This window comes from Acinetobacter lwoffii (genome assembly GCF_024129855.1).
Taxonomy (GTDB): Bacteria; Pseudomonadota; Gammaproteobacteria; order Pseudomonadales; family Moraxellaceae; genus Acinetobacter; species Acinetobacter lwoffii_L.
The window spans coordinates 13,456-37,034 of the sequence record NZ_JAMXXC010000025.1; the positions used below are offsets into that span (position 1 = coordinate 13,456).

22 protein-coding genes are annotated in these 23,579 nt (G+C 43.7%); 10 read left to right on the plus strand and 12 right to left on the minus strand.

All coding sequences use genetic code 11. The features are described 5' to 3' along the window. Positions 1 to 42: 42 nt before the first annotated feature. Together NI465_RS16730 and icd are read right to left on the minus strand one after the other, a co-directional pair. Entirely contained in the window at positions 43 to 174 is a 132-nt protein-coding gene (locus tag NI465_RS16730; protein WP_004645538.1) for a hypothetical protein, read from the minus strand. A 299-nt stretch (positions 175 to 473) separates the two neighbouring features. Beyond that, positions 474 to 1,730 (minus strand): NADP-dependent isocitrate dehydrogenase, encoded by a 1,257-nt coding sequence (gene icd, locus NI465_RS13945; RefSeq protein WP_005106517.1) that lies wholly within the window; start codon positions 1,728 to 1,730, stop codon positions 474 to 476. 194 nt (positions 1,731 to 1,924) lie between these two features. Here icd and NI465_RS13950 point away from each other — a divergent pair, with 194 nt between their 5' ends. Then, positions 1,925 to 2,713 (plus strand): rRNA large subunit pseudouridine synthase E, encoded by a 789-nt coding sequence (locus NI465_RS13950; protein WP_253145732.1) that lies wholly within the window; start codon positions 1,925 to 1,927, stop codon positions 2,711 to 2,713. Between the two features lie 8 nt (positions 2,714 to 2,721). Here the strand turns inward: NI465_RS13950 and NI465_RS13955 are convergent, their stop codons facing one another. Both NI465_RS13955 and NI465_RS13960 read right to left on the minus strand, forming a co-directional pair. Further along, on the minus strand, positions 2,722 to 4,095 hold the full coding sequence (locus tag NI465_RS13955; protein ID WP_114541881.1) for a heavy metal sensor histidine kinase: 1,374 nt from the start codon (positions 4,093 to 4,095) through the stop codon (positions 2,722 to 2,724). After that, positions 4,092 to 4,763 carry a heavy metal response regulator transcription factor gene (locus NI465_RS13960; RefSeq protein WP_114541880.1) on the minus strand — a complete coding sequence of 224 codons (672 nt, stop codon included), beginning with the start codon at positions 4,761 to 4,763 and terminating at the stop codon, positions 4,092 to 4,094. Before NI465_RS13960 ends, NI465_RS13955 begins: the two co-directional genes overlap by 4 nt. Positions 4,764 to 4,883: 120 nt before the next feature. On the opposite strand from NI465_RS13960, the gene NI465_RS13965 reads away from it, so the two are divergent. Together NI465_RS13965 and uraH are read left to right on the plus strand one after the other, a co-directional pair. Next, positions 4,884 to 5,381, plus strand: coding sequence for a GlcG/HbpS family heme-binding protein (locus tag NI465_RS13965; protein WP_114541879.1), 498 nt, complete (start codon positions 4,884 to 4,886; stop codon positions 5,379 to 5,381). A 70-nt stretch (positions 5,382 to 5,451) separates the two neighbouring features. Beyond that, entirely contained in the window at positions 5,452 to 5,850 is a 399-nt protein-coding gene (uraH, locus tag NI465_RS13970; protein WP_064096644.1) for a hydroxyisourate hydrolase, read from the plus strand. 383 nt (positions 5,851 to 6,233) lie between these two features. Here the strand turns inward: uraH and NI465_RS13975 are convergent, their stop codons facing one another. Next, positions 6,234 to 7,937 (minus strand): M61 family metallopeptidase, encoded by a 1,704-nt coding sequence (locus NI465_RS13975; RefSeq protein WP_253145733.1) that lies wholly within the window; start codon positions 7,935 to 7,937, stop codon positions 6,234 to 6,236. 175 nt (positions 7,938 to 8,112) lie between these two features. Between NI465_RS13975 and NI465_RS13980 the strand changes: the two genes are divergently transcribed. The 3 genes from NI465_RS13980 (at position 8,113) to slyD (ending at position 11,584) form a co-directional block, all read left to right on the plus strand. After that, the gene (locus tag NI465_RS13980) at positions 8,113 to 9,426 is read left to right on the plus strand and encodes a D-alanyl-D-alanine carboxypeptidase PBP6B (protein WP_253145735.1); all 1,314 of its coding nucleotides are present in this window, start codon (positions 8,113 to 8,115) and stop codon (positions 9,424 to 9,426) included. A gap of 252 nt (positions 9,427 to 9,678) precedes the next feature. Continuing rightward, positions 9,679 to 10,965, plus strand: a complete 1,287-nt coding sequence (locus tag NI465_RS13985; protein ID WP_004645547.1) for an NAD(P)/FAD-dependent oxidoreductase — start codon at positions 9,679 to 9,681, stop codon at positions 10,963 to 10,965. Positions 10,966 to 11,101: 136 nt separating this feature from the next. Further along, positions 11,102 to 11,584, plus strand: a complete 483-nt coding sequence (gene slyD / locus NI465_RS13990; protein ID WP_004278960.1) for a peptidylprolyl isomerase — start codon at positions 11,102 to 11,104, stop codon at positions 11,582 to 11,584. Between the two features lie 166 nt (positions 11,585 to 11,750). On the opposite strand, the gene NI465_RS13995 is transcribed toward slyD, so the two are convergent. From NI465_RS13995 to NI465_RS14015, 5 genes are all read right to left on the minus strand, one after another. Beyond that, a complete protein-coding gene (locus NI465_RS13995; protein ID WP_004278961.1) occupies positions 11,751 to 12,524 on the minus strand; it encodes a M48 family metallopeptidase in 774 nt (257 codons plus the stop codon). A gap of 112 nt (positions 12,525 to 12,636) precedes the next feature. Next, positions 12,637 to 12,945, minus strand: a complete 309-nt coding sequence (locus NI465_RS14000) for a hypothetical protein (RefSeq protein WP_044113013.1) — start codon at positions 12,943 to 12,945, stop codon at positions 12,637 to 12,639. Between the two features lie 160 nt (positions 12,946 to 13,105). Continuing rightward, complete coding sequence (locus NI465_RS14005; RefSeq protein ID WP_004278963.1) at positions 13,106 to 14,425, minus strand: adenylosuccinate synthase; 1,320 nt, start codon at positions 14,423 to 14,425, stop codon at positions 13,106 to 13,108. 70 nt (positions 14,426 to 14,495) lie between these two features. Then, positions 14,496 to 15,662: an ATP phosphoribosyltransferase regulatory subunit gene (locus NI465_RS14010; RefSeq protein WP_253145737.1), complete on the minus strand. Its 1,167-nt coding sequence runs from the start codon at positions 15,660 to 15,662 to the stop codon at positions 14,496 to 14,498. Positions 15,663 to 15,868: 206 nt separating this feature from the next. Continuing rightward, positions 15,869 to 16,324 carry an Lrp/AsnC family transcriptional regulator gene (locus tag NI465_RS14015; RefSeq protein WP_253145738.1) on the minus strand — a complete coding sequence of 152 codons (456 nt, stop codon included), beginning with the start codon at positions 16,322 to 16,324 and terminating at the stop codon, positions 15,869 to 15,871. Between the two features lie 147 nt (positions 16,325 to 16,471). On the opposite strand from NI465_RS14015, the gene NI465_RS14020 reads away from it, so the two are divergent. Next, complete coding sequence (locus NI465_RS14020) at positions 16,472 to 17,221, plus strand: AzlC family ABC transporter permease (protein ID WP_253145740.1); 750 nt, start codon at positions 16,472 to 16,474, stop codon at positions 17,219 to 17,221. Next, positions 17,218 to 17,517: an AzlD family protein gene (locus NI465_RS14025; RefSeq protein ID WP_184413309.1), complete on the plus strand. Its 300-nt coding sequence runs from the start codon at positions 17,218 to 17,220 to the stop codon at positions 17,515 to 17,517. The genes NI465_RS14020 and NI465_RS14025 overlap by 4 nt, the downstream gene beginning before the upstream one ends. A 44-nt stretch (positions 17,518 to 17,561) precedes the next feature. Here NI465_RS14025 and NI465_RS14030 read toward each other — a convergent pair whose 3' ends face one another. Further along, positions 17,562 to 17,858 (minus strand): hypothetical protein, encoded by a 297-nt coding sequence (locus NI465_RS14030; protein WP_004278968.1) that lies wholly within the window; start codon positions 17,856 to 17,858, stop codon positions 17,562 to 17,564. A gap of 192 nt (positions 17,859 to 18,050) precedes the next feature. After that, entirely contained in the window at positions 18,051 to 19,073 is a 1,023-nt protein-coding gene (locus NI465_RS14035; protein ID WP_004645557.1) for a type I glyceraldehyde-3-phosphate dehydrogenase, read from the minus strand. A gap of 388 nt (positions 19,074 to 19,461) precedes the next feature. On the opposite strand from NI465_RS14035, the gene alaS reads away from it, so the two are divergent. Together alaS and NI465_RS14045 are read left to right on the plus strand one after the other, a co-directional pair. Continuing rightward, a complete protein-coding gene (gene alaS / locus NI465_RS14040; RefSeq protein WP_253145742.1) occupies positions 19,462 to 22,155 on the plus strand; it encodes an alanine--tRNA ligase in 2,694 nt (897 codons plus the stop codon). 64 nt (positions 22,156 to 22,219) lie between these two features. Then, positions 22,220 to 23,500 carry an aspartate kinase gene (locus tag NI465_RS14045; RefSeq protein WP_004278971.1) on the plus strand — a complete coding sequence of 427 codons (1,281 nt, stop codon included), beginning with the start codon at positions 22,220 to 22,222 and terminating at the stop codon, positions 23,498 to 23,500. The last annotated feature ends 79 nt before the right edge of the window (positions 23,501 to 23,579 follow it).

Sequence of the window (23,579 nt, forward strand, 5' to 3'; positions counted from 1 at the left end):
AACCCTCAAATGAGGGTTTTGTTATTTTAGGTGGATAGGAGATTATCTACGTTTTTTAGCACGAGATGGTTTCGATGGTTGTTGCTGTTGTTGCTGTTGCTGCTCTTCATTCTGAGCATTGTCCTGCTTGTCTTTTTGTTGGACCTGCTTATGTCTCGCTTTAGCTTTAGCCATGATTTACTCCTTTGGAGAAACGTCTCTATATCACTGGAAGTTCCATTCATCACTGTAACGTTTATACAAAATAAGCCAATCGCTGAGCTGTATCCAAATACGTCAATGTAATACAGTCTTTACTAAGTTATTCAGCTTAGAACGAATCATTTTTAAGCTCATTACACTTCTTACATGATCTTGCAGCCTGATACTTATTTTAACGTTTAGCTTTTATCTGTTCAGACTTTTCCTGAAAATAAAACTATAAAAAAGCCCGCAGTAATTGCGGGCTTTAGCTCATAAATTGCATCGCAATTTTAGGCATCCATATTAGCAATGATCGCTTCACCAAACTCAGAACAACGTAGCAAGGTCGCACCTGGCATCAAACGCTCGAAATCATAGGTCACCGTTTTTGCCGCAATCGCACCCGAAATCCCCTTGATGATCAGGTCGGCAGCTTCTGTCCATCCCATATCACGCAGCATCATTTCTGCTGACAGAATAATCGAACCTGGATTCACTTTATCCTGCCCGGCATATTTAGGCGCTGTGCCGTGGGTTGCTTCATAGACTGCAATCGAACCGCCAATATTGGCACCCGGTGCAATTCCAATCCCACCAACCTCCGCAGCCAGCGCATCAGAAATATAGTCACCATTTAAGTTGAGTGTCGCAATCACAGAATAATCCGCCGGGCGCATCAGGATTTGCTGCAAGAAGGCATCTGCAATAACATCTTTAATAATAATGTCTTTGCCTGTTCTTGGATTTTTGATTTTAACCCACGGACCACCATCTAAAAGCTCACCGCCGAAACGTTCCAATGCGACCTCATAGCCCCACTCTTTAAATGCTCCTTCGGTGTATTTCATGATATTGCCTTTGTGCACCAAGGTCACACTCGGCTTGTCATTTTCAATGGCGAACTGAATCGCTTTACGCACCAGACGCTGGCTACCTTCTTTGGAGACAGGTTTGATCCCGATCCCACAATTGTCTTCAAAGCGGATGTTGGTTACACCCATTTCTTCTTTCAAAAACTTGATAACCTTTTTCGCTTCCTGAGAATCTGCTTTCCATTCAATACCGGCATAAATATCTTCTGAATTCTCACGGAAGATCACCATATCGGTTAGTTCCGGATTATGCACCGGTGAAGGCACCCCTTCAAACCAGCGTACCGGACGTACACAGACATATAAATCCAGTTCCTGACGTAAGGCTACATTCAGGGAACGAATACCGCCACCAACTGGTGTGGTCAGTGGACCTTTGATTGATATTACATAATCACGAAGCGCTTCCAAGGTTTCTTCAGGCATGTAGGTGCCGTAAATTTTCTCAGCTTTTTCACCGCAGTAGACTTCCATCCATTCGATGGAACGCTTTCCAGCGTATGCTTTTTGCACAGCAGCATCTACCACAGTTCGCATTGTTGGTGTAATATCTGCACCAATTCCATCCCCTTCGATAAATGGGATAATTGGATTATTTGGTACGTTGAGTGACAGGTCTGCATTAACGGTAATTTTGGTACCATCCACAGGTACTACGATTTTTTGATATCCCATTATTAGTATTCTCCCGGATGCCGCTGACAAATCTAAAATAATTGCCAATTAGGCAATACTTTCAACTGTTCTTAACGCATAATATTCTAATCCAGATTTGTTGTTTTTGAGATTTATACGGGAAATAACTAAGTTTCCCTTTTAAATAAACCTCTACATTTTTTAAATTAATGTAATTATAGAAGTTATTTCCTATGAAAATCGTCATTCTAAACAAACCTTATGACGTCCTCTCCCAATTCCGTGCGGATGAAAAGCACCCAACCATGGCTGATTTTGTCAACGACAAAGATTTACGTCTTGCTGGCCGTTTGGACATGGACTCAGAAGGTCTGGTTTTCCTCACCGATCACGGTGGTCTCAACCAATATATCACCAATCCTGCCAATAAAAAGTTTAAAACTTATATGGTGCAAGTGGAAGGTGATGTCACTGAAGAAGCTCTTGAGCAGCTTCGTAAAGGCGTTGAACTGAAAGATGGCATAACGCTTCCTGCACGTGCTGAAAAAGTATCTGAACCTGAATGGTTATGGGAGCGTAATCCTCCTGTACGTTTCCGTGCCTCTGTTCCAACATCTTGGGTTGAGATTTCGATCTGTGAAGGTCGTAACCGTCAAGTTCGTCGTATGACATCTGCTGTCGGCTTCCCTACACTGCGTTTGATCCGTACCAAAATTGGTGAGATTGATTTGGTTCGCATGGGATTGCAACCGGGTGAGACCAGAGAAATTGAACCCTTACTTTATCCGGACTTCCAGAATGTTCCTGCGGAAGAACCATACCGTTCACGTTCTTATGTGAAAAAGCCGGGTGGTACGGGCGGTAAGCCAATGGTTCGTAAAAATAAAGATGGTTCTGTGAAGAAGTCTGGAACCAAGCGTATCTGGCAAATGGATGAAAGTGAAAAGCCGAAACGTCGCACCAATGGTACTACTCGTCCAAATACCAAGGCACCACGTGGTCGCGGCCGGGGTCGTGGTTAAAGCCCAGCCTATTCATCAGGTAGTGACAGGCTAAACATCACGCCAGACGGCGTATTTTCTACAGTTGTTCCCCCCTGATGGAGCTGCATAATCGACTGCACAATGGCAAGGCCCAGACCACCCGTCTGGGCTTTTTCATGTCGGCTGTCATCTATCTGATAAAACCGGTCAAATAAATGCGGATGATGCTCATCTGCAACCCATACCTCTGGCGTCAGCACCGATATTTTGATGCGATGATTCAGTCGCTGTGCCGACACACTAATCTCACTCCCTGGCTGACCATAAGTAATGGCATTGCTGATCAGATTGGCAACAGCGCGCTGTAATAATGCGGTGCTGGCAGTTAGACTTAAATCTGCTGGAACATTAATTTTTAAATGCATCTGCTTTTCTTCGGCCAGAAAACTGAAGTACTCAAGTAATTCTTGCAGCATCTCATTCAGATTGAAATGCTGTTTTTCAACCGTAAATCCACCATGCTCTACCCGCGCGATAAACAGCATGCTTTCAATCATCTGGCTTAGGCGTTCATATTCTTCCAGGTTGGAATAGAGCAGATTTTCCAGTTCAGCAGGCTCGCGCGGCCGCGATAACAGAATCTGTGTCTGCCCGATTAGATTGTTTAATGGCGTGCGAAGTTCGTGCGAAATGTCCTCAGAAAAACGTGCCAACTGCTGATATGCAGACTGAATATTACCGAGCATATCGTTCATGGCCTGACTCAGCTCTTGCACCTCAAGCGTATTACTCTGAACATCAATGTGCTGATTGGGCTGCTGAATATTGACCTGTGCTGTCGCCAGCATCAGCTGACGCATTGACTTGAGAATATAGCGTCCAGCCAGCCAGGCCATAAAGGTCGAGAGCAATATACCAAGCAGACTATAGAGCACCAGTTTTGATAAATAGGTTGCCAGTGCCCTTTGTCCTTCTGCCAACTGTTTACCCGCTACCAGCTGGTAGCTGCGACCATCAAACTGCACCTGTTTAAAAGCCAGACGTGTTGAAGGATGTTCAGCCTGATTATTCTGAAACTGTAATTTGGAAGAATAATGCAATGCCGGAATATGAACCTGCAAAGGATTGATTTCGATCAGACGACTATTCTGATGCTGCAGCAGCAGTAAATTATCTTCCTGTCCCAGCATATTTTCATATAATTTGGGATGCTGGACCAGAAGTTTGAAACTCTGGGCATCTTCAAGAAAAATCTCAATCCGGGAAATACGCGCAGCCAGCGCCTGATCCTGCTGGGTCTGAATCATCTGTTGCATATTTTGATAAGACAGCAACGCCACACTCAGAAACACCACGCAAGACACCAGTGCAAATGCAATACTCAATCGTGTTGCCAACGGCAATAACACAGGGTTTTTCATGGATATTCATCTAGCTTATAACCCATGCCACGTACGGTATGGATCAGTTTTGGCGTGTAATGATCATCAATTTTGCTACGCAGCCTGCGAATAGCCACATCGACCACATTAGTATCAGTATTAAAATTGATATTCCAGACCATTGACGCAATCTGGCTCCGGGTCATCACCTGGCCCTGATGTTCCATTAACAATTGCAACAGCGCAAATTCTTTCTGGCTCAAGTCGATCTTTTGCCCATTACGGTAAACCTCATGCTTTAAGCGGTTCAATACCAGATCTGAAACCTGATAGGCCTCCTGCTCCAGACGCGGCACACGGCGCAACAGACTTTTAATTCGGGCCAGTAATTCAATATAGGAAAAAGGCTTGGTCAGATAATCATCAGCACCAAGCTCCAGTCCTTTCACCCGATCTAGCACATGATCACGTGCAGTGAGCATTAATACCGGAATCTGGCTAAAAGTTCGCAGGGTATGTAATACCTGCCAGCCGTCCAGGTCCGGCAGCATCACATCAAGCAGCACCAGATCAAAAGACTGTTGCTGCAAACACGATAATGCTCGCACGCCATTTTCTGCGATGGTCGTACTATAACCTGACTCATTCAGTCCTTTTGCCAGATATTCAGCAATCTTGACTTCATCTTCTACAATTAAAATATGCATGTCAGTAGTTTAGCTGTTTTTAGCTAGTTCTAGATTACAAATTGGTAATCTGATTGTCATGCTGTACTGGCGGATTTTTTTCTAAGATAGCCCCAGTAGCCAATTGCATGAAAGATAACCATGAAAATTTCAATCGCCAACACAAGCATGGCCTTGCTCAGCAGCGTATTACTACTCAGCTCACTGGCGCATGCAGAATTTAAAACGGCGCCAGTCATGTCGCTAGAAGTGGCAAAGCTCATGGCCAGCAACGTCATGCTTGCTTGCCAGAAACAGGCTAAGCCGGCGGCAGTCGTTATTCTGGATCAAGGTGGCAACCTGCTGGCCAGCCAGCGCCATGAATCTGTCGGCATTCACAACCTGATTGCAGCGGAACGGAAAGCTTTCACCGCGTATTCAACTAAAACCAGCACATTGGATTTTATGCGCAATGCCCAGAAAAATCCGGATGCACAGAATCTGAATAGCTTGCCTGAATTGCTATTACTGGGTGGTGGTGTCCCTGTCATTTACCAAAACCAGATTGTAGGCGCAGTAGGCGTCGCAGGTGCGGGCGGTTCAGTACAGGATCATCAATGTGCCAATAGCGGCATTCAAACCACCTTAAAGCAGCTTTGATATCTTTTAATTAGTAATTTTTTATTCCTTTGATTAAACATTATTCCGTCATTCCAACGAGGAACACAACATGAAAAAAATCTTAATCGCGACTCTTGCCACTACTGCAGCAACTCTTTCTTTTGCCCAGAATCCGCTGAGTGTACACGTGCTGAATCTGGAAAATGGCTTGCCTTCTCCAAATGTAGAAGTGACGCTGGAAACACAGAAAAATGGCAAATGGGTACAGCTTTCACAAGCAAGGACCAATCCTCAGGGTCGTATCACAGCACTGTACCCAGAGAATAAAACCTTTGATAAAGGAACCTACAAAGTGACTTTTAAAACTGGTGACTGGTTTAAAACCCAAAAGCAAAACAGCTTTTTCCCGGAAGTACCGGTGATTTTTGAAGTAGATGGCTCAGTCAATCACTATCATATCCCGCTGCTATTAAGCCCCTATGGTTATTCAACCTATCGCGGCAACTAAGCTCTCCCACTTAAGGCCCACCCTCTTTGGGCCTTCCTTTTTTTTCTTGTTATTCTTTTATTGAAATGCCATTTACGATTCATATTTAGTGATCTAAAAAATAAAATGTATTCAAAAAAGGAGATTTGTATTGGATCAGCAAGTTAACCGGATGTTTAATCAGGACCAAGATGTCTTTGCGATACATTGACTGCTATAGCAGAACGCAAAGCCAATAATGGTCGTACTAGCATTTTATGATATTCAAATGAGGAATCAGCATCATTAAATCGCAAGCTAAATTCAATGGAATTTCCTGACTGCTCATTAAATAAATATCATGTTGATATTTAGTCAATAAAAAAACCGATGCCTAAGCATCGGTTTTAAAGTTTGAAATTGAATTAAGCTTTAAGCCACTTTTCAGCTTTGGCCTGATCTTCAACTTTCAGTTCAACTTCGGTCAGTTCAGAACCCGCGGCTTGAACTTCAAAACTCATCAGCTCATCACGACGGAATGCATACACTGTAAAAGTACCTTGCTGTTTTGCATAGCTTTCAATGAGTTTGGTCGTTGCTTTTAAGCCATCAATTGCAATAATGACATCATTGGCAGAAAGGCCAGCGAGTACAGCAACCCCATCACGACGCGCAGATTGAACTAGAACACCTTCCGGCTTATCTACCAGTTTTAAACCGAATGGCAAAGACTTGTCATTTTTCAGGCTATAAGCCATACCAAATTCAGGGAAGAGTTGATCCAGCGGCAATTCATCTGTGGTATTGATCAAGTGATTAATCTGTTCTGACCAATCATCTCCTGTCAGCTCTTTGCATAATTCAAAGATTGTCCGTTCATGTACCTGAACACCCTTCTGAGCGTTTTCATACAAACGACGCATCAGGGCATCCAGACTTGAACCACGTAAACGCAGACCCAAATCCAGGCACAATGCAACTAAACAGCCTTTGTTATAATAGCTGGTACCCGCATTATTCGAGTTTTCATCCTGACGATAGAATTTCACCCAGGCATCAAAACTGGATTCAGAGACTGACTGAATCGCACGTCCCGGATTTTGCAAATAGCGGTCAATCTGTGCTTTTAACAAAGTAATATATGATTCCTGATTAATCACGCCGCTGCGTAGCAAGATCAAATCGTCATAATACGAGGTGAAACCTTCAAAGATCCACAACAAAGAAGTATAGCCTTCTCTGTTTAAATCATAATTGACGAAGTTTTCAGGGCGAATGAATTTCACCAACCATGAATGGAAATATTCATGGCTACATAAGCCCAAGAAACGCTGATAATCTTTAGATGGCTCTTCTGGCTCATTGGCTTTCGGCAAGTCATCACGTGGTGAAATCAGGCTGGTAGAATTTGGATGCTCCAGACCGCCATAGCTATTGCCAGTTGCCATGGTCATAAAGGTATAGTCTGTAAACGGCGCCGAACCAAACATTGAAATTTCTGTAGCACAGATTTTTTCAATGTCCTGCTGCATACGCGCCGCATTCATCGCGTGTTTGCCTGACACCACAAACTCATGTGGAATACCATTTGCTTCAAAACTGAAACGGGTTTGTTCTGCCAGCTCAAATGGCGCATCAATCAGTTCGGCATAGTTTTTAGCTTTCAGGGTGAAACGGCCTTTGACCAGACTTTTAGCCTGCATTCCTGTTGCCAATTGAAAATGCTTCAATTCATCTGGCAGGAAGATTTCCAGTTCAATTTCTTTATTTTCCTGACCTTCCAGCCCCAGACATGCACAAGCCGGGTTCACGTAGAGACGATTTTGATCCACATATGCACCACGAACGGACAGGTCATAGGCATAGACATCATATTCAACTGTAATCAGTTCATGATCAGTATTGAATAAACGCCATTTATTTTTTTCAAATTTCTGGATCTGTAACTGGCGCCCATCTTCATCATAGGCTTTGACCGCTTCAATGTGCTTGGAAAACTCTCGAATCAGATAGCTGCCCGGAATCCAAGTCGGCAATGACAGGACTTGTGTCGGGTCCGCAAGAAAACGAACAGTCACGTGAATAAGATGCTGACGATAATCGTCAAATTCAATTTGATAATGCAACATAATGAACGATATAAAATTAAAATAAATGAGATATAGCTTAGCTTAGCATTTTTTAAGCCAGTATGGTTTAGCTGTCTTATTTGTCTACATTTACGACTAGCTATCTGTATAAAAAAGGCATAGCATGCGTGAAAATTAAATCGTTCAACACCCAGCGGGTTATCAAGGAACACCATTGAAATACATCATCTCACTGATTGCGGTTTTCAGTTTATTTATTTCCGCATTTTCACATGCTGCCCTACTCAATATTGTGCCTGAAAGCGTTGAAGCTGAAGCCTGGACCATTCTGGATTCACAGTCTGGTCAAGTCATTGCAGAGCACAATGCCGACGTTCAGCGTGCTCCGGCTTCGCTGACCAAAATGATGGTGGCTTATATTGCCTTAAAGGAAATTGAGGCCGGAAAATTAAATAAAAATGAAGTGTTAACCGCGACCTCTGTGGTTAAAACCGTGATGTGGGATGAGTCACAGATGTACCTGAAAGAAGGTGATCTGATTTCAGTCGATCAGCTTCTGGCGGGCTTAATTATCATGTCTGCCAATGATGCCGCGGTGACGCTGGCTGAGAAAATTTCGGGTGGTATTCCGCAGTTTGTTGAACGTATGAATCAGGAAGCCAAAGCACTGGGCATGCAACATACCAATTTCCAGAATCCGGCCGGTATTACCATGCCTGAGCATTATTCGACTGCCGCCGATTTAGCCAGACTGTCTATGGCGGTGGTGAATGAAACTCCGGATTATCTGTATTATTCCAAGCAGCCAAGCTTTACCTACAATCAGTATTTTCATCGTGCGACCAACCGTGTGCTTCAGGTCGATCCTACAGTAGATGGTTTAAAAACCGGTTTTACCCGTGCAGCGGGCTATAATCTGGCGCTGACAGCCAATCGCGTCACCACAGATTTTGAAATGCCAAATCGCCGTCTGATTGTGGTGGTGCTGGGTACTAAAAGTGCAGCAAAACGCGCTGAAGTATCACATAAGCTGATGAATCTGGCTTATACCTATACCCGCAATGAGGTAGCGATCAAAGATCAACAGCTACTGGCTGAATTGCCTGTGATCAAATCCACCTTAAAAATGTTTAAGGTACAAACCAAACAACCGCAGATCATTACCACTTCTTTATATGATCAGGGCTACAGTATTGACCTGAATCAGTTTGACCAGGCGCATCAGCGTGTCATGCTGAATACTGGTGATGGCGTTTTAAAAAGTATCGAGCCACTTCAGGAAACTCAGACTCATATCAATGTTGAAGTGAAGGCTTCTGAACTTATTGCGCCTTTGGCCACCATGATGCCTTTGGCCACCATTCAGGTTTATCAGAATAATCAGTTGATTCGCACTATTCAAATTGAAGATCATGTCGAAATTGAAGAAGCCAATCTGTTTCAGAAATTCTTTAGCTGGCTACAAGGCTTATTTAGTTTGTTTTCAGACAATACGCCAAGCGTAAAGCTTTATCCTTTAGATAGATAATAGCGCTAAATCTCAAGTAATTTTCCTTTAAGCTAGAAGATCTACTCGCTGATCTTCTAGCAGATTTCCCGCCTATTAATCTCACCCTCCCATTGCTTTCTCAAAGCAGCAACACTTACCTGCCCTCACAGAATTGCTACGTTTTGTAATGTGTATAACAATTTTAACCAAGACGCGATCTGGCCCATGCCATAGTATATTTTCTCTCTATTTCTCTTATTTTTATTAAAAAAATAAACAGGTTAATCATATATGACAGCACATAAAATCGTGATTGTGGGTGGTGGTGCCGGTGGTCTGGAACTGGCAACTCAGCTGGGTGAGAGCTTGGGTAAAAGCGGCAAAGCGCAGATTGTTTTAGTCGATCAAAAACTGACGCATATCTGGAAACCGCTGCTGCATGAAGTTGCCGCAGGCACCTTAAATCCACATGAAGAAGAAACTAATTATTTTGCCCATTCAGCCGCACATCATTATGAATTTGTCTTGGGGACATTTACCGGTCTGGATCGTGAAGCGAAACAGATTGTGGTAGAAACAGAATATTTCTCCAAAAAAGCCCAAGCCAAGAAGAACCAGCGCATCGACTATGACACCCTGGTACTGGCCTTGGGTTCTACCTCGAATGACTTTAATACCGAAGGCGTCAAACAGTTCTGTCATTTTCTCGACAGCCGTCCACAAGCTGATATCTTTCAGCAGGATCTGTTGCATCTCTACTTGAATGCTCAACATGAAGCTTCGAGCCGTGAACTGAATATCGCGATTATTGGCGCCGGTGCGACTGGAGTAGAATTGGCTGCCGAGTTGGTGGAGGCCAAACACAATTTCTTTAAATATGGCTTAAACAAGGTCGATCCAAATAAAGTCAAAATTACCTTAATTGAAGCGGCGGATCGTATTTTGACTGCGCTCTCGCCGAAAGTTGCTGAACATACCATGCAACAGCTGGAAAAATTCGGTATTGAAGTCCTTACCAGTCATCGTGTGGCCAAGGTAGATGAAGACAAAATTTATTTTGCAGATGGCTCAAGTCTGGATGCCGAGATTAAAGTCTGGGCCGCAGGTATCAAAGCACCTGAAGTCTTGGCACAACTGCAAGATATGGAAAAAGACAATATTCACCGCTTGAAAGTCTTCTCCACCCTGCAAACCAAATCTGATCCAGACATTTTTGCTTTTGGTGATTGTGCTCACTGCCAGCCTGCTGCAGATGAACCGGTCTTGGGTCCACGCGCACAAGTGGCTAGCCAACAGGCCAATTTCCTGGCCAATGCCTTGAAAGCACGTGTCAATGAAGAAAGTTATTTACCGATGTTTAAATTTTCTGACAAAGGTTCACTGATTTCCTTAAGCCAGAATAAAGCCGTCGGCGAGTTGCTCGGTCAGGTTAATGTGCAAGGCTTTGTTGCCAAATCGATGTATGTTTCTTTATATCGAATTCATCAGGCGACCATTCATGGTTATGCGCATGCTGGCATTCTCACCGCAAAAGATTTTGTTACACGAAAAATTTCTCCAAAGCTGAAATTGCATTGAAATTCCAGAATTTGGCCCAATCAATGAAAAAATCGTCAACAAAATTGTCAAATTGCGTTTTTTTGCTAATTTTAGTCTACAAAAATGCAATTTCACTTTATGATGTACCCTTAAAAAATTGAATGGATCAATTAACATGACTGCTATTGCAAATAACCTCGTGGTTTCTTTCCACTACACATTGACTAACGCAGAGGGTGAAACTCTCGACCAATCTCAAGGTGAACCACTTGCCTATTTGCACGGTGCAGGTAACATCATCCCAGGTTTAGAAAATGCGTTAGAAGGCAAAACTGTAGGTGAAAAATTCACTGTAAACGTTCCTGCTGCTGAAGGTTATGGCGAATACAACCCTGACCTAGTTCAAGAAGTTCCTGCGCAAATGTTCCAAGGCGTAGACAACATTCAGGCAGGTATGCAGTTCCAAGCTCAAACTGATGACGGCGTGCAAATCGTAACTGTTAAAGCAGTTGAAGGCGACAATGTTGTTGTTGATGCTAACTTCCCACTTGCTGGTCAAGACCTGACTTTCGAAGTTGAAATCGTATCTGTTCGTGAAGCTTCTCAAGAAGAATTAGATCACGGCCACGTACACGGTGTAGGCGGTCACCAGCACTAAGATCTTCTGATCTTGAGTGAAAAAAGGCAAAGTCAGACTTTGCCTTTTTTATTGCCTGAAAATAGCCCGCAGAATATTAACCATCCAATTAGCTATAAAAAAAGCAGAGCCATTGCCCTGCCTTTTCAATCCGATCAAGATCTCCTTTCAGAGGATGATCACTGGATTATTTGTTTTGGTTATAAATCTGCATAGCTGCTGGTAACTGTTGACGCATTTGCCCAATACGCTGGCTATTCGATGGATGCGTAGAGAGGAAGGTTGCACCACTGCCGCCACCGAGTTTGTTCATTTTTTCCCACAAGGTAATGGCTGCATTTGGGTTATAACCTGCGCGCGCCATCAGCATTAAACCGCCTTGGTCAGCACGGCTTTCCAGATTACGCGAGTATGGCAAGCCAATCCCGATCTGACTACCCAATTGTGCGGCTGCAGCACCACCTTGACCCACACCTGCTGCATTTAAGCCAATACCCAAGGCCAGATCAGTCAGGGCCTGAGCACCGATTTTCTGCTTAGAATGCTCTTCTAAAGCATGCACCATTTCATGACCCATAATCGCTGCAATTTCAGCATCGGTCAGATTCAGTTTATTCACGATACCCGTATAGAATACAACCTTACCACCTGGCGCAACAAAGGCGTTAACCTGGTCAGATTTGAGCACAGCCAATTGCCACTGGAATGCCGTACCGGTTTGATTCATCTGGTTAGCAACCGGTTTCAAACGGTTAAATACATTATTAATCCGTTTATAGGTCGCTGAACTGGTATCCAGTTGACCTTTGTTCTTCGCATCATTGACCATGGCATTATAGCTTTGGCTCGCAGATGCATTTAAGGTCGCAGTATCTGCCCCTGCCATATCGGCAATGGTGGTACAACCTGATAATGTGACGACTGTAGCAGCCGCCATACTCAATAAAAGTTTATTCTTCATTATAATTTACTCCACCTTGGCTTAAGGGCAATTTACATTGTAAAAATTATAAGTGAAAGCGTTCAGCAGCTAAACGCTTAATTCATTCATCTTCTTATAAATTATGTAATTTTTAAGCCAAATACTGTATCGCCAACCAATAAATCAGACAAATAATATTGAGGCCTAAGTAAACCTGACTGAGCGGTTTGATTTTCTGTTCAAGCACTTCGTCTTTACGTTTGAAATACAAAAAAGCATTTTGCAATAAAATAATAGGCACTAATACACAGGCGATAATGACACTCAGACCAATCAGCGCCGCATAAATCACTTCGGGATTTTGGGTTTGCGCACGAATAATCATCATGGCAATTGTTGGCGCCCCGCCCATCGCGAATAACAATGAATAAAACATGGTCGCCGATATATTTTTTTGCATCCTGCAGCTCATTTTTCTTTCTTTATATACCGCTATGTTAAAGCACATCACGCTACATTACCGATGCAACTTTAGTCTTGAAATAGCTGCATAAATTCAGGATATAAAAAAACCCATCCGGAAATGGGTTTTTATCATTCAAGCTTTAATCAAATGAAGATTAAGCATCAAACGGGTGGCGAAGAACAATCGTTTCTTCACGGTCTGGACCTGTTGAAATGATGTCGATTGGACATTCAATCAATTGCTCAAGACGTTTTACATAGTTCAATGCAGCTTCTGGCAATTGATCCAGTGATTTCGCACCGAAAGTTGACTCAGACCAGCCTGGCATAGTTTCGTAAATCGGTTTTAAAGTTTCGAATGCAAGCGCATCAGAAGAACCGACACAACCAGAATCTGCAGCTTCATAACCCACACAGATTTTCACTTCTTCTAAACCGTCAAGAACGTCAAGTTTAGTCAGGCAAATACCAGAAAGTGAGTTTACGTCAACTGAACGGCGTAGGATTTCAGCATCGAACCAGCCACAACGACGTTGACGGCCAGTAGAGGCACCAAATTCATTACCAATCGTACCGAGGTGTTTACCAATCGCATCACCCGTGTCATTTGCAGCGTCATACACCAACTCAGTTGGGAATGGACCTGCACCTACACGCGTTGTGTACGCTTTAGTAATACCCAGTACATAGTCAAGGTGCAAAGGACCCAGACCTGAACCAGAGCTTACGCCACCAGCAGTGGTATTCGAAGAAGTCACATACGGATATGTACCGTGATCAACGTCAAGAAGTGAACCTTGCGCGCCTTCGAACATGATATTGTCACCGTTTTTACGGTAGTTATGCAATTCCGTGGTCACATCCACAACCAGTGGCGCAACAACCTTACGCCATTCGTCGCAAAGTGCCAGCACGTCTTCCAGTTTAACCGCTTCAACACCGTAGTATTCAGTCAGCTGGAAGTTATGGTAGTCCAGAAGTTCAGTTAACTGAGCAGTCAGATGTTCACCACCACGCACCAGGTCAGCAACACGTACTGCGCGACGCGCTACTTTGTCTTCGTATGCAGGACCGATACCACGACCTGTCGTACCAATCTTCGCATTACCACGTTTTTTCTCACGCGCCTGATCAAGTGCGATGTGGTTCGGAAGGATCAATGGACAGTTTGGAGAAATGCGTAAACGTTCTTTAACAGGAACGCCTTCTTTTTCAAGAATGTCCATCTCTTTGATGAGCGCTTCAGGAGAAAGAACAACACCGTTACCAATTAAGCACAATACGTTTTCACGTAAAATACCTGATGGAATGAGGTGTAAGACAGTTTTCTTACCACCAACCACAAGAGTGTGACCTGCGTTATGTCCGCCTTGATAACGAACTACCGCTGCCGCTTGATCTGTGAGCAGGTCGACGATTTTACCTTTACCTTCGTCGCCCCATTGGGTACCAAGTACCACAACATTCTTGCCCATAATAGCCTCATTACATCATGCTGTTAAAGTTGAAAGCCCCGCTCAGCGACATGAACACTGAGCCAAGCAGTTAAATCGTTTTGATTGTCCACTCACCATTCGCATTCACCAGCTGGTGCGTTGCATATGGAATCGAGTTTAAATCATCATTACCCAGTAACTGAATTACACTTAAGCCTTGTGCACGAATGTTCTGAATCGCATTCAGAAGTTCTGCATCAGTGCCTTTAGGTGCAACCACGACCTGTACCGCATCAAACTGACCTGCGCTTAAAGCATATAAGTCACAAGAGAAACCGGTTGCCGGACGCGCGCGGCCAAAATGCTCACCAATGCCATCATAACGGCCACCTTGTGCCAGTGCAGCTGCACGGTTCGGTGCATAGACTGCATACATCAAGCCAGTATGATAATGGTATGAACGTAATTCAACCACATCAATACCAATACTCAAGTTTGGCCAACGGGTTTGAACTTCGTCTTTGGTGGTTTGCAAGACATTAAAAGCCTGCGTAAATGCTGGATTTTCCAACACTTCAGCACTTAAATGCGCTTGTAATGCATCCAGGTCGCTGGCATAGCGTCCAAGTGCATAGAAATCCTGACCAAATTTCAGGTCTGCCGTGAATTCTTCTAATTCTGGCAAAGCCTTACGCTGGTATAAATCAGATAATTGCTGTTCAGCGACTTTGTTTAAGCCGGCTTGAGCCACCAGACTGCGGAATAAACCCACATGACCTAAGTCCAGATGAATACCATCTGCCAGACCTGTTTCCTGAATCAGACTGATCATCAAGTCGACCATTTCTACATCGGCATCGATGCTGTCTGAACCAAATAGCTCCGCACCTAACTGTAGTGGCGCACGCGAAGTGTTAAAACCGCGAGGCTTGGTATGCAGAACGGTTCCTGCATAGCAGTAACGTGCTACACCTTCCACTGGATGTACATGCGCATCAATACGAGCCACTTGTGGTGTCATATCGGCACGCACACCAAGCAAACGACCAGAAAGCTGATCGATTACTTTAAAAGTGGCTAAGTCTAAATCTTGATTCGATTCTGAGAGAGAAGATAGAGATTCGATGTATTCAATGAATGGCGTGTACACCAGCTGATAACCTCGAGATGCAAGGAAATCCAGTGATTTACGGCGCAGACTTTCAATAACTTGCGCTTGTTCTGGTAATACATCAGCTACACCATCAGGTAATAACCATGTCTCTGAAATGGGCATGTTGTAAACCTAAATTCTTGTCAGCGCGGAACGAATCCGCATAAAAAAATCGGGAGCACACCCGATTTCTCCTAGTCTAGCACGATAGTTTTGGCTGTGCATCGCAAATTTTATAATTTTCGCTACCTGATGAAATCAACAACAATTGTGTCAACTATCAGCGTTTTAATGCACATTTAAAACAAATAGCATGACAAAATCCGGCATTAAACCAAAGGCAATGCAGTCGTGCTTTTAACCGTTTGCAATGGAATTTCAGTTTTTACACTTTGAATGCAGGGAATTTGGGTTAAATGATGAATCTGAAATTTACGATAGGCATCCAGATCAGCCACCACAATTCTTAAAAAGAAATCACAATCGCCTGCCATTAACTGGCACTCGACGACTTCTGGCATTTCCTTGATCGCTTCGACAAATTGATCGACCACAGCAGCTTCTTGAGACTTGAGCCAGACGCGTGCAAACACGCTCATCGCCAAATTGACCTTTTGTGGATTCAGCAGTGCGACATATTGCTCAATCACGCCATTATCTTCCAGCTGTTTTACCCGTCTTAAACAGGGTGACGGTGACAAGCCAATTAATTGAGCCAGTTCATTATTTTGCAGTTTTCCATTCTTTTGCAGCTCATGCAAAATGCGTTTATCTATTTGATCCATATCTATGCTTTGGCATTTAAAACCTCTTAAACTTAATTTAGCGCAATTTAATTTCAAATAAAACTCAAACCTCTTTCATTACAACAGCAAATAGCCTGAATATCGCCATAAAATATGGTCTAGTTTTGCAGCACCCAGGTCATTTCCATGCTTTTGTTCAGACAAAGCACCGCAGCGGTGGTTGTCCCTACCGATTTCAGCGAATTTCAACGTGGCATGAAAGATTCTATTCCCATGCTTTTAGGAATTATCCCCTTTGCGCTGGTGCTGGGTGCGACGGCGGTACAGAAGAATTTCAGCTTACTCGAAGTGCTATTACTGACAGGTTTGAACTTTGCCGGCGGTTCTGAATTTGCCATTTTGGAGGTCTGGGGCAGTCCACCAAATTTACTCATGCTGATGTTCATTACCTTTCTGGTAAATAGCCGACATCTGTTGATGGGCGCCAGTTTGGTACCGTATTTAAAGTATCTCCCGAATCGTAAAGTTTTTCCGGCGCTGTTTTTTATGGTTGATGAAAGCTGGGCACTCGGTCTGGCTGATACACAAAGGAAACAGGCGCAACTGGGTTATCGTGCTGCTTTTAGCCTGCCTTATTATGCTGGCCTGTGTTTTTGCCTGTACTTGATGTGGGTCGGATTTACCACACTCGGCGCCATGCTTGGACCTGTATTAGGCGACATCAACCGTTTTGGTTTCGATATGGCCTTTCCTGCTGTATTTCTGGTGTTACTGAGAAGTATGTGGAAAGGTTTTGAGGCTGCCCGGCCATGGCTGGTCAGTTTAGTTTGTGCCGCTTTGGCTTATTTATATTTACCTGCGGGCTGGTATGTGCCGATTGGTGCCTTGTCTGGAATAGCTTCGGCATTTTTTCTGATTCAAGAGGATCAAACATGATCCAGATGAGCACCTTGGTGGCCATTATTCTGATTGCTGCGACCACCTATTTAACCCGGATCTTGGGCTATGTCTTATTAAAAAATAAAACGCTGACACAGCGCCAGCGTAAAATTCTGGAAGTAGTCCCCGGCTGCGTGCTGATTTCAGTGATTGCACCCTATTTTGTACGCGACAATCCTGCAGACCTGATTGCCTTGGCTTTAACGCTATTTGCCGCTACACGTTTTGGATTATTACCGACCGTCGCCATCAGTATGGTTTCTGCCGCAGTTTTAAGAGTTTTAATCGTCTAATGCTCAAAAAAAACCCCTTTAAATGATCTCTAAAGGGGTTTTGTTTATTTCTGTGGATCAACCACTTTGGTCAGCAAACTGACCAGTTCGGCATTTTGCAATTCAACCTGCTGAAGTTTGGCTGTGGTCTGATCCAGCACTTCCTGCTGCACATGCATTTTTTTGGCTAGATCCTGCATGATTTCCAGGGTCTTTTTTAAATTTTCTTCCAGATGCACGATTTTTTCTTCGACTGGCACGCCTTCCACGCTACGTGGCTCATCACTCTGATTAAACTGCAGCCAGATCAGAAAAATTACCGCCAAAGTCAGCAGTATAATAAATCCCCAAACCACCATCATGTGCTTGCTCTTATTTCATTTTATTGTCTTTATCTTAACGAAAAATGCTGCAGATAACGTAAATAATTCAGCCTCAATTCCTGATTTTCGATCAATTACCGGCAAATTCTCTTAAAACATGGCTTGCAGAATATTTACAGGCAAGAAAAAAGCACCGTATCTCGGTGCTTTTGAGGTTTAGATAACCCGAACTTAATGAAATGATTCACATAAATCCAGCAGACGGTTGGCATAGCCCCACTCGTTATCGTACCAGGCAAAGACTTTGGCTTGATGCCCAACGACTAGAGTCTGGGTCAAATCCACAATCAATGAATATGGGGAATGATTAAAATCACTCGATACCAATGGCTCATCCGTCACGGCCATGATTTCCGCAAAATCCTGCTGGGCAGCCTTGATCAGCACTTCATTCAGCTTGTGATCGGTGATCGGTGACTGGGAGACAAACGTCAAATCAATCGCGGCCACATTAATGGTTGGCACCCGAATTGAATAACCATCAATACGATCTTCCATTTTTGGCATGACACGCTTTAAGGCACCGAGTGCGCTCGAAGTGGTCGGAATGATGTTATGGCCCGAGGCACGTGCACGTCGCAAATCACGATGTGCATGATCCAGTACCGACTGATCCGCCGTAACAGCATGGATTTCGGTCATCAGGGCGCTACTGATGCCAAATGCATCATCAATAATTTTGACCAGTGGCACCAAAGCCTGCGTAGTACAAGAAACACTGGAAATGATCTGGTCCGATGCTTTGACTTCATGATGATTGACACCATAGACAATTGCGGCATCGACCGTATCAAAAGGTGCTGCGCCGATAATCACACGTTTCGCCCCTGCGCCAATATGCTGGGTCGCGGCTTCACGAGAACGGAATAGCCCAGTACATTCAAGCACTACATCTACCGTCAAGTTTTGCCAAGGCAACTTAGCCGGATGCGACTCACACAAAACCTGTACTTTTAATGCAGTATCTTGATAGCTGATATGCATATAGATATGTTCAGCATCATAGCTGAGATCCACCTGCCCCGGAAAACGGCCATGGGTCGAGTCATATTTAAATAGATGGATCAGGGTTTCAACATCGGCAATATCGTTAATGGCAACGATTTCAAAATTAAAATCTTTCGGGTTTTCAAACCATGCGCGCAGTACATTCCGTCCAATACGCCCAAATCCATTGATTGCCACTCGTTGCATGACTCGACCTTTTATATGCCTATTTTAAAACTCTTCTATGTTAAAGGATTTCTGGCGCCGTACATTAAAAACTTCAGTGAAAATACTGATTTTCGATTATTTTATTTCTGATACATTCGTCTATATTCAAGCCATTTAAAATTCCGTTTATTTTTTAATGTGATGGATATCCACAGATTCTGCTTCGGGAAAATTCAATTTAATTATTCAGCAAAAAACCTGAGTAAATAAATCCTTCGCAATTGGTTTTAAAATGATTGGTGCATACTGCTTTTTCCGTTATAATTTGGCGTTTTAAATTTTTAAGCCCCGCATTGCAGCAGAGCTCTTGTATGCTTGTCAGACTGTGGTGTTTTAGCCAAATCGGAAATTATGGAGTGACTTGGTTGTGAGTACTCGTTTTATGACATCAGCTGAAATTCGTGAAGCATTTTTGCGTTACTTTGAATCGCAAGGGCATACACGTGTCGCGTCGAGTTCTCTAGTACCTGCCAATGACCCAACTTTGCTGTTCACCAATGCTGGTATGAACCAGTTTAAAGATTGCTTCTTAGGTCTAGAAAAACGCGATTATGTACGTGCAGTGTCGTCACAAAAATGCGTGCGCGCAGGTGGTAAGCACAATGACCTGGACAATGTGGGTTATACAGCACGTCACCACACTTTCTTTGAAATGTTAGGTAACTTTTCATTTGGTGATTACTTCAAACGTGATGCGATCAAATTTGCCTGGGACTTTTTGACTAACGAAGAATGGCTTGGTCTTCCTAAAGATAAACTCTATGCAACCATTTACCACACCGATGATGAAGCCTTTGACATCTGGAACAAAGAAATCGGTCTAGACGCTTCACGCATTATTCGTATTGGTGACAACAAAGGCGGTCAATACGCATCAGATAACTTCTGGGCAATGGGTGACACCGGTCCTTGTGGTCCATGTTCTGAAATCTTCTTTGACCATGGCGATCATATCTGGGGTGGCTTACCGGGTTCTCCTGAAGAAGATGGCGACCGTTTCATTGAAATCTGGAACAACGTTTTCATGCAGTTCAACCGTACTGCGGATGGCGTATTACACCCTCTTCCAGCGCCTTCTGTGGATACAGGTATGGGCTTGGAGCGTATTTCAGCTGTTCTTCAGCACGTTAACTCAAACTACGAAATCGACCTGTTCCAGCACTTGCTAAAAGCTGCTGCTGAAATTATTGGTTTAGATACGTCTGAACTTGAAGCAAAAGCACAAGCAGAAAACAAACCAGTTGAATACCCTGCTTCACTTAAAGTTGTTGCTGACCATGCACGTTCATGCTGCTTCCTGATTGCTGATGGCGTAAACCCATCGAACGAAGGTCGTGGCTATGTATTGCGTCGTATCATTCGTCGTGCAGTACGTCACGGTAACAAACTAGGTGCGACTGGTTCGTTCTTCCACAAAATGTTGAAGCCACTGATCGAAGTGATGGGCGATGCATACCCTGAACTTGCTGCTCAACAAGCACGTATCGAAGCACAACTTCTTAAAGAAGAAGAACAATTTGCCAAAACACTTGAGCAAGGTTTGAAATTGCTTGAAGGCGAATTGGCACAGTTAAAAGGTTCTGTGATTCCGGGCGAAGTGGTATTTAAACTTTACGACACTTATGGTTTCCCGACTGACTTGACTGCTGACATCGCACGTGAACGTGACTTAACCATTGATGAAGCTGGTTTCGAAACTGAAATGGCTGCACAGCGTCAACGCGCACGTGATGCAGGTAAATTCGCGATCGACTACAACAGCGTAGTTAAAGTTGAAGGCGAAACTCAGTTTGATGGTTATGACGCAACTGCAGGTGAAGGTCAAATCATCGCAATCTACAAAGATGGCGAGCAAGTTGATGAAGTGTTTGAAGGCGATGAAGCACTGATCGTACTCAACCAAACACCTTTCTACGCAGAAAGCGGCGGTCAAATCGGTGATACAGGACTCTTCAAAAACGATACTGGTATTTTCGAAGTTCAAGATACCAAAAAATCTGGTGGCGCATTTGTACACCAAGGTATCGTGACGATGGGTAACTTGAAAGTTACTCAAAATGTAGAAGCAACAGTAAAAGCAGATATTCGTGCAGCAACTGCGCGCAACCACTCTGCGACTCACCTGCTACATGCTGCGTTACGTCAAATTTTAGGTTCACATGTACAGCAAAAAGGTTCATTGGTTGCATCTGATGTGTTACGTTTTGACTTTGCCAATGACCAACCTGTAAGCTTTGAACAGCTGCAAGAAATTGAACGTTTGGTCAATGCTGAAGTGATTGCCAATACTGCGGTGTCTACTGAACTTCTGGATATCGAGTCTGCGAAAGCTAAAGGCGCGATGATGCTGTTTGGCGAGAAATACGGTGACGAAGTACGTGTACTGTCTATGGGTTCAGTGATTGAAGAGAAAAACTTCTCAATCGAACTTTGCGGTGGTATTCACGTAAAACGTACCGGTGATATCGGTCTGTTCAAAATCACCTCTGAAGGTGGTGTGGCAGCCGGTATACGTCGTATTGAAGCAGTAACAGGCACTAAAGCAGTTGAAGTTGCGCAAAAAGCCGATCGCGATATCAATACGATTAACGGTTTGCTCAAAGCGCAAAAAGACCAGACTTTAGAAAAAGTTGAAGCACTGGTTGATACTGCATCGAGCTTGCAGAAACAGATCGAACAACTCAATCAAAAACTTGCTAGCCTGCAAGCTGGTGAACTTCTAAGCCAAGTTCAAAGCATTGCAGGTCGTGCAACCTTGATTACAACTGTTGAAAACATGGATGCAAAAGCACTACGCAACCTGCACGACGGTGTGAAATCAAAATTAAAAAATGCAGTGATTGTTCTGGCAGGTGTAGAGGGTGACAAGGTGAGCTTGATCGCATCTGTAGCAAAAGACTTTACTGCTTCTATTAAAGCAGGTGACATCATCAAACATTTGGCAACTGAGCTAGGTGGTAAAGGTGGTGGTAAACCTGACTTGGCACAAGGTGGCGCGCCACTTAACGAGAAGTTTGCTCCAGTGATGGCAGATTTAACTGCCTGGCTTGCAGCAAAATAAAACTTCAATTTTGTGTAACTGACCCTGATAGGTACATCAGGGTCATGGCTTATATGGAACAACTATGGCATTAATCGTTCAAAAATATGGCGGTACCTCTATGGGTACTCCCGAGCGCATTTTAAATGTTGCTCGTCGTGTAAAGCGCTGGCATGACCACGGCCACAAGGTAGTGGTAGTGGTATCAGCAATGAGTGGCGAAACCAATCGTCTACTTGCTTTAGCGAAGGCCATTACCGAAACCCCTGACCCACGTGAACTAGACCAAATGGTATCTACGGGTGAACAGGTTACGATTTCTATGTTAGCAATGGCGCTGAACTCAATTGGAGTTGAAGCAAAATCACTAACAGGTCGCCAGGTTGGCATGAAAACCGACAGCTCATTCAATAAGGCACGTATCGAATCCATTGATACTGAAGTCCTGAACTCAAATCTGGATGCAGGCCGCGTACTTGTCGTTGCCGGTTTCCAGGGTTTTGATGAACATGGCAATACCACTACTTTAGGGCGTGGCGGTTCTGATACTTCAGGTGTTGCAATTGCTGCCGCACTCAAAGCAGATGAATGCCAAATTTATACCGACGTTGACGGTGTATATACCACCGATCCACGTGTTGCACCAAAAGCAAAAAAAGTTGATCGTATTTCATTTGAAGAAATGCTTGAGATGGCGTCACTCGGTTCTAAAGTCCTGCAAATTCGTTCAGTTGAATTTGCTGGTAAATACCAGGTGCCTTTACGCGTATTATCAAGTTTCGACAATGACAACGATGGCGCATTCGACGAAGAGTTTAAGCAAAACGTTGGTACACTTATTACGACTGAATTGGAAGACAATATGGAACAGCCAATTATCTCCGGTATCGCATTTAACCGTGACGAAGCAAAATTAACTATTTTAGGCGTGCCTGACGAACCGGGTATTGCTTCTAAAATTTTGTGCCCGATTGGTGATGCCAATGTTGAAGTGGATATGATTATCCAGAACGTTGAAGAAGATGGTACAACTGATTTCACTTTTACTGTGAACCGTGGCGAATTAAATAAAGCCAAAGCTATTCTTGAAGCAACTGCTCAAGAAATTGGTGCACGTGAAGTTGCGACCCGTTCAGATATCGTAAAAGTATCGATCGTAGGTGTCGGTATGCGTTCACATGCCGGTGTAGCGAGCAAAATGTTTACAGCATTGGCAGATGAAGGTATTAACATCCTGATGATCTCGACGTCTGAAATCAAGATTTCTGTGATCATTGAAGAAAATTATCTTGAACTTGCGGTTCGTTCATTGCATACCGCATTCGGTTTAGACCGTGAACAAGGCGAATCTAGCGCACGTGCTTAAGCGTTAAGATAGAATATTGTCATTGTTTGACAGTATTTTATAAAAGTCTACAAAAATGCAGAGCCACTATAGTTTTTTT